11 protein-coding genes are annotated in these 9123 nt (G+C 74.0%); 7 read left to right on the forward strand and 4 right to left on the reverse strand.

Translation table 11 applies throughout. From position 1 onward, the window contains the following. Positions 1-498 precede the first annotated feature (498 nt). Entirely contained in the window at positions 499-1770 is a 1272-nt protein-coding gene (locus ACWGE1_RS37945; protein ID WP_453425034.1) for a DUF445 domain-containing protein, read from the forward strand. Here ACWGE1_RS37945 and ACWGE1_RS37950 read toward each other — a convergent pair. Further along, positions 1740-2753, reverse strand: a complete 1014-nt coding sequence (locus ACWGE1_RS37950; protein ID WP_453425024.1) for a hypothetical protein — start codon at positions 2751-2753, stop codon at positions 1740-1742. The genes ACWGE1_RS37945 and ACWGE1_RS37950 overlap by 31 nt on opposite strands. A gap of 34 nt (positions 2754-2787) precedes the next feature. Continuing rightward, positions 2788-3324 (reverse strand): GNAT family N-acetyltransferase, encoded by a 537-nt coding sequence (locus tag ACWGE1_RS37955; RefSeq protein WP_453425025.1) that lies wholly within the window; start codon positions 3322-3324, stop codon positions 2788-2790. 210 nt (positions 3325-3534) lie between these two features. On the opposite strand from ACWGE1_RS37955, the gene ACWGE1_RS37960 reads away from it, so the two are divergent. Both ACWGE1_RS37960 and ACWGE1_RS37965 read left to right on the forward strand, forming a co-directional pair. Then, complete coding sequence (locus ACWGE1_RS37960; protein ID WP_453425026.1) at positions 3535-3726, forward strand: hypothetical protein; 192 nt, start codon at positions 3535-3537, stop codon at positions 3724-3726. A gap of 43 nt (positions 3727-3769) precedes the next feature. After that, entirely contained in the window at positions 3770-4066 is a 297-nt protein-coding gene (locus tag ACWGE1_RS37965; RefSeq protein WP_453425027.1) for a hypothetical protein, read from the forward strand. Positions 4067-4306: 240 nt separating this feature from the next. Here the strand turns inward: ACWGE1_RS37965 and ACWGE1_RS37970 are convergent, their stop codons facing one another. Then, entirely contained in the window at positions 4307-4762 is a 456-nt protein-coding gene (locus ACWGE1_RS37970) for a very short patch repair endonuclease (protein WP_453425028.1), read from the reverse strand. A 42-nt stretch (positions 4763-4804) separates the two neighbouring features. After that, on the reverse strand, positions 4805-5812 hold the full coding sequence (locus ACWGE1_RS37975; protein WP_453425029.1) for an SEC-C metal-binding domain-containing protein: 1008 nt from the start codon (positions 5810-5812) through the stop codon (positions 4805-4807). Between the two features lie 56 nt (positions 5813-5868). Between ACWGE1_RS37975 and ACWGE1_RS37980 the strand changes: the two genes are divergently transcribed. From ACWGE1_RS37980 to ACWGE1_RS37995, 4 genes are all read left to right on the forward strand, one after another. Next, positions 5869-6714: a class E sortase gene (locus ACWGE1_RS37980; RefSeq protein WP_453425030.1), complete on the forward strand. Its 846-nt coding sequence runs from the start codon at positions 5869-5871 to the stop codon at positions 6712-6714. Positions 6715-6810: 96 nt separating this feature from the next. Then, positions 6811-7161: a DUF6412 domain-containing protein gene (locus ACWGE1_RS37985; protein ID WP_453425031.1), complete on the forward strand. Its 351-nt coding sequence runs from the start codon at positions 6811-6813 to the stop codon at positions 7159-7161. Positions 7162-7284: 123 nt separating this feature from the next. Further along, on the forward strand, positions 7285-8010 hold the full coding sequence (locus ACWGE1_RS37990; RefSeq protein ID WP_453425032.1) for a YidC/Oxa1 family membrane protein insertase: 726 nt from the start codon (positions 7285-7287) through the stop codon (positions 8008-8010). A gap of 121 nt (positions 8011-8131) precedes the next feature. Then, positions 8132-8989, forward strand: coding sequence for a fumarylacetoacetate hydrolase family protein (locus tag ACWGE1_RS37995; RefSeq protein WP_453425033.1), 858 nt, complete (start codon positions 8132-8134; stop codon positions 8987-8989). Positions 8990-9123 lie beyond the last annotated feature (134 nt).

The raw sequence follows: 9123 nt of genomic DNA on the forward strand, positions 1-9123 counted from the left end.
GTCTCCTCGGCTCGCGCCTGCGGCCGTGGTTGTGCCGTTCGGCCTGGGTTGCGCGCTCGTCCTGCGGGGACCCTCCTGCGTGTCCCCGCCCCACGGCCGGCTTCGGCGGTCCTGCCCGCGCAGGGGGAAGCGGGGACGGGGAGGGGTGTCCCCGCAGGACGAGCGCGCAACCGCCCCGTACGGGCCGAACACCGCCGCAGGCGCGAGCCGAGGAGACACCCCTCCCCGGCCCCGCGGACCGGCCCGCCCAGCGGACCGGCTCGCACCACCGCCCGAGCCCCGCGCGAGCGGGAGGCCGGCCGACCCCGGGCTGCTGCCCCCGCGGGAGCGGAAGGGCGTGGCGGGAACTCCTCGGACCTCCCGGGAGTCGGATGCTATGCAGACAAAACCGGCGCCCCCGGGGGAAGGCAGGAGCACGTGGACAACCGCAGCACGGCCGGAGGCAAGGGCACCGCCCCGCCCCCCGCGCCACCCGCACCGCACCCCGCCCGCGCAGCGGTGGGCGCGTTCGTGTTCAACGCCGCCGACGAGGAGCGCCGCCGCGGGGTCCGCCGGATGAAGGCCACCGCGACCGGTCTGCTGATCCTGGTCGCGCTGGTCTACGTACTGGCCAAGTACGCCCAGCACGCCTGGGGCGCGGGCGGCTGGGCCGCGTACGTCGCCGCCGCGGCCGAGGCCGGCATGGTCGGCGCGCTCGCGGACTGGTTCGCCGTCACCGCCCTCTTCAAGCGGCCCCTCGGCCTGCCCATCCCGCACACCGCGATCATCCCGACCAAGAAGGACCAGCTCGGCGTCACCCTCGGCGAGTTCGTCGGGGAGAACTTCCTCTCCTCCGACGTGGTCCGGGCCCGCCTCCACGCCCTCGGCATCGGCGGCCGCCTCGGCTCCTGGCTGGCCGAGCCCGAGCACGCCGACCGGGTCACGGCCGAGCTGGCCGCCGCGCTGCGCGGCGCCCTGACCGTGCTGCGCGATTCCGACGTGCAGGCCGTCGTGGGCGAGGCGATCACCCGGCGCGCCGAGACCGCCGAGATCGCGCCGGGCATCGGCAAGACCCTGGAGCGGGTCGTCGAGGACGGCGGCCACCGCCGAGCCGTCGACCTGATCTGTGCCAAGGCGCACGACTGGCTGGTCACGCACGGGGCCTCGATCACGGACGCGGTCCAGGGCGGCGCCCCGGGCTGGACCCCGCGGTTCGTGGACCGCAAGGTGGGCGAGCGCGTCTACAAGGAACTGCTCCGCTTCGTCACGGAGATGCGGGACATGCCCGAGCACCCGGCGCGCGGGGCGGTGGACCGTTTCCTCACGGACTTCGCGGCCGATCTCCAGTCGGACACCGAGACCCGCGCGAAGGTGGAGCGGCTCAAGTCCGAGATCCTGGAGCGCGACGAGGTCCAGGACGTCATCGCCTCCGCGTGGTCGGCGATCCGCTCGATGATCATGTCGGCGGCGGAGGACGAGCAGAGCGAGCTGCGCCTGCGGGTCCGCGCCTCGCTGCTGTCCCTCGGCGCGCGCCTGGCCACCGACGGCCGCCTGCAGGCGAAGGTGGAGGGCTGGATCGAGGGCGCGGTCGTCTACGTCGTCACCACCTACCGGACCGAGATCACCTCGCTGATCACCGACACGGTGGCGGGCTGGGACGCCGAGCACACCTCCCGCAAGATCGAGGCGCACATCGGCCGTGACCTGCAGTTCATCCGGATCAACGGCACGGTGGTCGGCGCCCTGGCGGGCCTGCTGATCTATACGGTGTCCCGGGCCTTCGGGGCCTGAGACAGGGGGAGCGGCAGTTCCAGCTGGGCGTGCCCGCGGGCGGTGACGTCCGGGGGAGCCGGGCGGGCGGCGCCCAGGGCGAGGAGGGCGCGCAGCGCGGCGATCACGTCGGCCGGCCGGTCGCGGAGGATCCCGGGCGTCGTACCGGCCACCAGGACGCCCCGGGACTCCAGGCGCAGCCGCCGGTGCAGGGTGGCCTGCCAGGCGTCGCGCGTGTAGTGGTACTCCGCCGAGTCGATCTCCAGAGCCACGCCCTCCTCGGGCCAGTACGCGTCCGGGCTGGCGAGGAAGGCCCCGTCCAGGCCGTGGAGGCGGGCGTTCCAGAGCGGGGCGGGCAGGTCGGTGGCGGCCAGGGTGTCGCGGGCTCGGCCCTCGGCGATCGAGCGGACCCCGGCGACGAGTTCGGCGGCCGCGGCCCGGACGGCGGGTCGCCCACGGATGCGGCCCGCGCGCAGTTCGGCGTGCAGGTCGTGCGGGTGGCACCAGCCGCCCTGGACGACGTTGGCCAGTACGGAGCGCACCAGGTCCGGATCGTCGGTCCGGGCCGCGAAGTCGGCGGCGGCCCGGACCGGGCGGGCGCTGGGGACGCCGCGGATGTGGATGGTGGCGGGCCAGCGTGCCGTCGAGGCGGGCCGTACCCGGCCCGCGGCGGCCGGTGAGCGCGGGGCGCGGACGATCACGTCCAGCGGTTCGGGCGGGGCGTCGCGGATGCCCAGGAGGGCGAGGGCGGCTCCCCCCGTGAGTGCGGCGCTGGATCCGGAGAGCGGATCGGCCGCGGGGTGGGCGGCGTACAGGACGGCGGACAGTGCCCGCTGCCTGCTGTCCGGCGGGCCGGTCTGCAGGAGGTACACCCGTGGCAGGATCCGCTGCCAGGGTCCTCCGGGGCGGCTGCGGCCGCTGATGGTGGCGGCCGGGATCCCGGCCTGCCTGAGCTGGTGGTGGGTGGCCATGTTCAGCTGGCGCCGGGCGGTACGAGTGATCACGCCCCGGGTATGCCCGGTGGGGCGTGCGCGATGCTCAGGCCGAGGGGTGGTTCGGGGCGAGGAAGACGACGACGCCGTTCTGCGTTCCGGGCAGCGGGGTGACCTCGTGCCAGCCGAGCCTGAGGTAGGTGGCGACGGTGTCGGTGGCGACCCGGGCGGTCAGCAGCCAGGCGCGGTCGTCCGGGGCGTCGGCGGTGATCTCGGCGAGCAGGGCGCGCCCGGTGCCGTGCCCGCGCGCGTGGGGGCGTACGGCGAGTTCGTCGATCTCCAGGGCGCCGATGAGCAGTTCCCGTACGCGCTGCCGGCCGAGCTGCGCGGAGACCTGGCCGTACCCCCGGTCCGTGGGGAAGGCCTTGGGGGTCAGCCAGGCGGTGGCGAATCCGTCGATGCCCGCGGCGGACTGCGCGAAGGCGGTGCGGAAGCCGGCGCGGCGGCTGTCGGCCTGAAGCCTGGCACTGAAGAGGCGAATGGTTTCTTCGTCCTCGTTCCACGGTGGAGCGGAGAAGACCTCGCTGTAGGCATCGGCCAGTTCGTCCGACAGGTCCAGCACGGCCGGTCCGTAACAGATCACGTTTGCAGCTCCTTGGGCCGGCTTGGGCGGCTTGGGTCGTATCGCCCGTGTAGGAGAGTGAATCTACGCCGGAGAGGTTCCACGGAGGGCACGTGCACGGATCCGGAGGGTGTGCGACAAATCCGACTTCCGTACCTGACTTCCGCACCCGATTTCCGTACCCGGCCCGGACCGCCCGTATCGCCGACCCGGGCGCGGCGTTGAACCGGTGTGCGTACTTCTCTCCTGCGCCGGACCCTGGCCGGGCTCACCGCGTGCGCGGTGGCGTTCTTCATCATCCTGGGCGTCATGGCGGTGCTGCCCCGAGCCGTCCAGGACACGCTGCCGCCCGGCGTCCTCGGCGGCGCGGTCGTGGTCCTCGGCGCGGCGGCCGCCCGCCGCTTCGCGCGGCGCGCGCGTTAGCCTCGTAGCGACGTCACGTTCGAACGACCCGGAGGCTCCCACGATGGCGCAGATCCCCACCTCGGCAGTAGCGGCGGCAGGCCTGGTCGGCGGCTACGCCACGGCCCGCTGGACCGGCGTGCGACCGCTCGGCGGCGTGGTCCTCGCGGCCGCCGGCACCCTCGCGGCCCGCGAGTGGCACCGCCGCACGACCCCGGCGACCACGGCCCTGCTCGGCGCGGCCTACGTCGCCGCGTTCGCGGGATCGCACCCCCTGGCGAAGAAGATCGGCGCCTGGCCGGCGGTCTTCACGGCGGCCGCCGCAATGGCCACGGCCTCGTACGCGGCGGCGGACCGCTAGAGGCGTGGTGACGGCTCGGGCCCGGCCTGGCCGCCGGTCGTCCTCCGCATCGGAAACGGGGAACCCGACCGGCCCGTGGCGGCGGCCCGGCCGTGCCGGCGACCGCGTGCGGTGTCCCCGTCGCCGCTGCCGGACTTGAGGTCGTGCGCCTCCCGCCCCGGCCCGCCCCGGGTGAGCGCAGGTCGTTCGGGCGCGAAGGCCGACTCCGTCCCGGCACGGCCTGTCGAGGGACCCACCGGTTCAGCGTCCCGGGGCGGGGTGCGGCGGCAGCGCGAGGGTCGTCGGCGGGCGGTCCCGCGTCAGCGTGATCTCGCGTGCGACTTCCTCGGGGGACTGGTGCTCCCAGAACCGGAGCACGGTCCAGCCGACCGCCTCCAGGTGGGCCGTCGTCTCGCGGTCGCGGGACATGTTCTTCTCCAGCTTGGCCCGCCACCATTCGGCATTCGCCTTCGGCCGCGTCGCGTGCTCGGGACAGCCGTGCCAGAAGCACCCGTCCAGGAACACGGCGATCTTCGCGCGGGTGAAGGCGATGTCGATGGTGCGGCGGCGTATGCCGGGAACAGGGAAGTTCACGCGGTAGCGAAGGCCGGACGCGTGGAGGAGACGGCGAACGGCCAACTCGGGTGTGGTGGCGCGTGAGGCCTGTCGACTCATACGCGCCGAGACACCGGGGGAGGAGGGGACGGCACCAGGCATGGACGCATGATGTCAGCCCCCTTGTCCACCATCCATGCGGGCTCAGGTGGTGCGGGCTTCCCCGTGGCACTCCGAGTACGGCTTGCCCGATGTGCACCAGCAGGAGGCGGTGGGGGGCGGGGGCCAGGGGGTGGCCTTGCCGCGGGCTGCCAGGGTCGTGGCGTATTCGGCCAGCAGGGACGGGGAGGCCGGGGAGGTCTTCTCCGATGCCGCGAAGGCCTCGTAGGACGGGACGCTCGCCGTGACGATGCCGAGGTTCGTGGTGCCCGAGGCGGCCAGGGCGCGCAGGGAGGTCTCGATGTCCCGCAGGTGGATCTCGTGCGACGGGTACTCCGAGGCCAGCGTCGGGTACGACATCAGCAGTTCCGCCAGCTCGCGCGCCGGCCAGTGGAGGATCGCCACCGGGAAGGGGCGCGAGAGGGCCGCGCGGCGGTCGCCCAGTTCGGCGCGCAGGCGGGCGATCTCGGCGCGCAGCTCGGCGGGGTCGTCGGAGCCCAGGGCCCAGATGCGCTTCGGGTCGTGGAGCTCGTCGAGGGGGATCGGGCCGATGTGGCGGGTGTCCGCGACCATGTCCCAGTCGTCGTGCGGGCGTCCGAGGAGGCGGCGGACGCGGTGGCGGCCCGTGAGGAGGGCGGTGGTGGCCGGCGTCAGCGGGTCGTCCTCCGCGATGAGGAGGGTGGCCGCCTCGGTGAAGCAGTCGTGCGAGGCCTCCAATTCGTCGTGGGCCTCGAGGGCTTCCGCGATGACCTCCCACGGCGCCGGGTCCTTGGGCGAGGCGGCGCGGATGCCCGAGATGAGGGCGCGGGCCTCCGCCTCGTGGCCGTACTCCCAGAGGTTGGCCGCCTGCAGGGCCTTGATCAGGTGCGGGTCGGACGGGGAGGAGGAGAGGAGTTGGTCGTAGAGGGCACTCGCCCGGTCGCGTGCGTCGGCCAGTTCGAGGTGGGCCGCGGCCTGGAGGAGCAAGGGCTCCTGGTCCTCGGGGTAGCGGGTCGCCGTGCGGATGAGGCGCTCGGCTTCGGCGATGTGCTCGGCAGGCGTGTCGGGGCGCATGGTTCACACCGTACTGCCGCTGGTCAGTTGACGGGGGAGGACTTAAGGTGCCGCCCGTGCGAGATCGCGTACCCGTGGTGGTGCAGGGGAGCGGCCGGCGGGTGCGCCGGGCCGGTCTCGCGGGGGTGCTGTGGGCGGGCGCCGAGCTGATCGTCACCGTGGGCGTGGTGGTCCTGTTGCTGGTGGTGCACCAGGTGTGGTGGACCAACCGGCAGGCCGCGGCCGCCGCGCAGGAGCAGGTCCGGGCCCTGGAACGGGCCTGGGACGGCGCCGACCCCGACGGCCCCGGCCCGGGCTCCGGCCTCCCGCCGCAATCCGCTGCCGACGCCGGCGACGATGCCGATCCGGTGGACGCGGCCGGCTCCGGGGGCGAGGAGGCTGCGGCGGCCGGGCGCGTCCCGGACGGGGCCGCGACCCGGGCCGCCCGGCCCGCCCGGCCCGCCCGGCCCCCGGACCGGGACGGGGCGTACGCCGTCCTGCGCATCCCGCGGCTCGGTCTCGTCGTGCCCGTCGCGCAGGGGGTCGACAAGCGGACCGTCCTGGACAAGGGGTACGCCGGGCAGTACCCGGGGACCGCCGGGCCCGGGGCGCAGGGGAACTTCGCGCTGGCCGGGCACCGCAACACCCACGGCGAGCCGTTCCGGTACATCAACCGGCTGCGGGCGGGCGACGAGCTGATCGTCGACATGCGGGGGCGCCGGTACACGTACGTGGTCGGGAGGACGCTGAGTCAGACGACCGAGCGGGACACCGGGGTGATCGCGCCCGTGCCGCGGAGCGTGGTGAAGCCGGACCAGGGGTACGGCGAGCCCGGCGCGTACATCACGCTCACCACCTGCACGCCCGAGTACAGCTCGAAGTACCGCCTGGTGGTCTGGGGGACCCTACTCAGGTCTTCCTGACGTCGATACTTCCGGCCGATGGATCTGTCGGTGGGCCCGGTTACCATCGATCTCGTACGGGAGTTCGTGCGCGGGAGCGGAGAGGGGGAGGTCCATATGGCTCGGCAACGACCCGACGGCCGCCTGCTGTCCTTCACCCTGTTCGCCCGGACCTCGCGGGTCCTCGCCGTGCTGCTTCCGCTCGTGCTGCTCGGGGGACTCCTCGGGCTGTTCGCCGGGGAGGGCGGGCTGGGCGCCGTGGTGGTCGCGCTCGCGGCCACCGTCGCCGTGGGTACCGCGGCCCTGGCCGCCGCCGCGCGGCTGGTGCGGCCCGTGCCGCCGCACCGAATACGCACCGCGATCCGTGATCGCGAGCAGCGCACGGCGTTCCTGCCGCAGCGTGATCCCGATGCCTCGGGCCGGTCGCGGCCCAGGGCGCCCGGCCGTCTCGTCCCGACGGCCGCGTAGGGGCGCGCAGCACTTCCCGCCTTGTCGCCTTCTGCTGACTGATCACTGTTGTCGCCCCTCGCGGGTCGTCACGCCGAAATGCATGTCTTTTCGACGTTCGACGAGACCCCTCGGAGGGCCCGCGTGTCCGTTTTCGTCAATCTTGTTGCTGAGCTGGGCCGGCTTCTCGAGCCGGTGCTGGCCGAGTCCGCGACCGCTGCCGCGATCGTGCTGTTCACCGTGCTCGTACGGCTCGCCCTGTACCCGCTGAGCCGGGCCGCCTTCCGGGGCGCGACTCCGGCGGCGGGGTGCCTGCCGCTGCTGCTGCAGCTGCCGGTGTTCTTCGTGATGTACCAGGTGTTCTCCTCCGCCGAGGTGGGCGGGGAGGTCAATGAGCTGCTCGGGCACCGGCTCTTCGCCGCGCCGCTCGGGGCCCGGTGGACCGGGGCGCTGGGGGAGGGCGGCCTGTTCGGGGCGCAGGGGCTGGTCTTCCTCGGCCTGTTCGGGGCCATCGCCGTGGTCGCCGCGTGGAGCGCGGTGCGGGCGCGGCGGACGGCCGCGCTGGCTGCGGCTGCTGCCGCCGCCACCCCGCCGAAGCCGATCGGCCGCGCCGCCAAGGCCGGGCCCGGTGCCGCGGCCGGGGCCCTGGCCGAGGTGAGCGCCGAGCAGCAGGAGGTCATGCGCAAGCTGGGCGGCGTACTGCCCCTGCTGTCGTTCGGGACGCTGATCACGGCCGCCGTGGTGCCGCTGGCCGCCGGGCTCTACCTGCTGACCACCACCGCGTGGTCGCTGGCGGAGCGGTCCTGGCTGCAGTACCGCAAGGAGCGGGCGGGCCGGCCGGCTGATGGAGGCGAGCGTTCCAGTCTGTGAACAGGGTCTTGCGGATTGGGTGGACATCTTGGAGGATCGACCAATCCTCCGATGGCCGCAACCCATCGGCCGGCCCTGGGCGCGCTCCGGGCCGACCACCCACGACCACGGGAGAATGCCCATGAAGCTGCTGCGTGTCGGACCCGCAGGGTCGGAACGCCCCGCGCTGCTCGACCGGGACGGGACCCTGCGTGACCTGTCCGGCCTGATCACGGATGTGGACGGCGGCCTGCTGGCCGACGACGCCGTGCTGACCCGGGTGCGGGACGCGGCCGAGTCCGGCGGGCTTCCGGTCCTGGGCGCCGAGGGCCTGCGGATCGGTGCGCCGGTCGGCCGCATCGGCAAGGTCGTGGGCATCGGCCTGAACTACTTCGGGCACGCGGCCGAGATCGGCGCGGAGCCGCCGGCCGAGCCGATCCTGTTCCTGAAGGCGCCGGACACCGTGGGCGGTCCCGACGACACCGTGCTGATCCCGCGCGGCAGCGTGAAGACCGACTGGGAGGCCGAGCTCGGCGTCGTTATCGGCAGCACCGCGCGCTACCTGGACTCCGCCGAGCAGGGGCTCGCGCACGTCGGCGGGTACGTGCTGGTCAACGACGTCTCGGAGCGCGAGTTCCAGATCGAGCGCGGCGGCACCTGGGACAAGGGCAAGAACTGCGAGACCTTCACGCCGCTCGGCCCCTGGCTGGTCACGGCCGACGAGATCCCGGACCCGCAGGTCCTGGACGTGAAGCTGTGGGTCAACGGCGAGCTCAAGCAGGACGGCAACACCTCGGACCAGATCTTCCCGGTCGGCGAGGTCGTCAGGTACCTGAGCCACTTCATGACCCTGTACCCGGGCGACGTCATCGTCACCGGTACGCCGGGCGGCGTGGCCATGGGCCAGCCGGAGCCGAAGCCCTACCTGCGGGCCGGTGACGTCGTGGAGGTGGAGATCGAGGGTCTCGGCCGCCAGCGTCAGGAGTTCAAGGGCGCGTAGCGCACCCACCGGAGCTCACGGGTCGGAATGCGTGAGGGGCGGGGCCGCCCAAGGCGGCCCCGCCCCCTTCGCGCGCTCACGACCGCGGCGGGGTCTCCACCCCCCCCCCCACCGGCGACGACCCGCGGGCCGCC

It is taken from the genome of Streptomyces sp. NPDC054932 (assembly GCF_053610205.1).

What these genes read in the sequence shown, in the direction of transcription:
- ACWGE1_RS37965 (WP_453425027.1), top strand. Translation starts at nt 3,770, where the DNA reads ATGGCGCAGATCCCCACCTCGGCAGTAGCGGCGGCAGGCCTGGTCGGC.
- ACWGE1_RS37995 (WP_453425033.1), top strand. Translation starts at nt 8,132, where the DNA reads ATGAAGCTGCTGCGTGTCGGACCCGCAGGGTCGGAACGCCCCGCGCTG.
- ACWGE1_RS37985 (WP_453425031.1), top strand. Translation starts at nt 6,811, where the DNA reads ATGGCTCGGCAACGACCCGACGGCCGCCTGCTGTCCTTCACCCTGTTC.
- ACWGE1_RS37975 (WP_453425029.1), bottom strand. Translation starts at nt 5,812, where the DNA reads ATGCGCCCCGACACGCCTGCCGAGCACATCGCCGAAGCCGAGCGCCTC.
- ACWGE1_RS37970 (WP_453425028.1), bottom strand. Translation starts at nt 4,762, where the DNA reads ATGCCTGGTGCCGTCCCCTCCTCCCCCGGTGTCTCGGCGCGTATGAGT.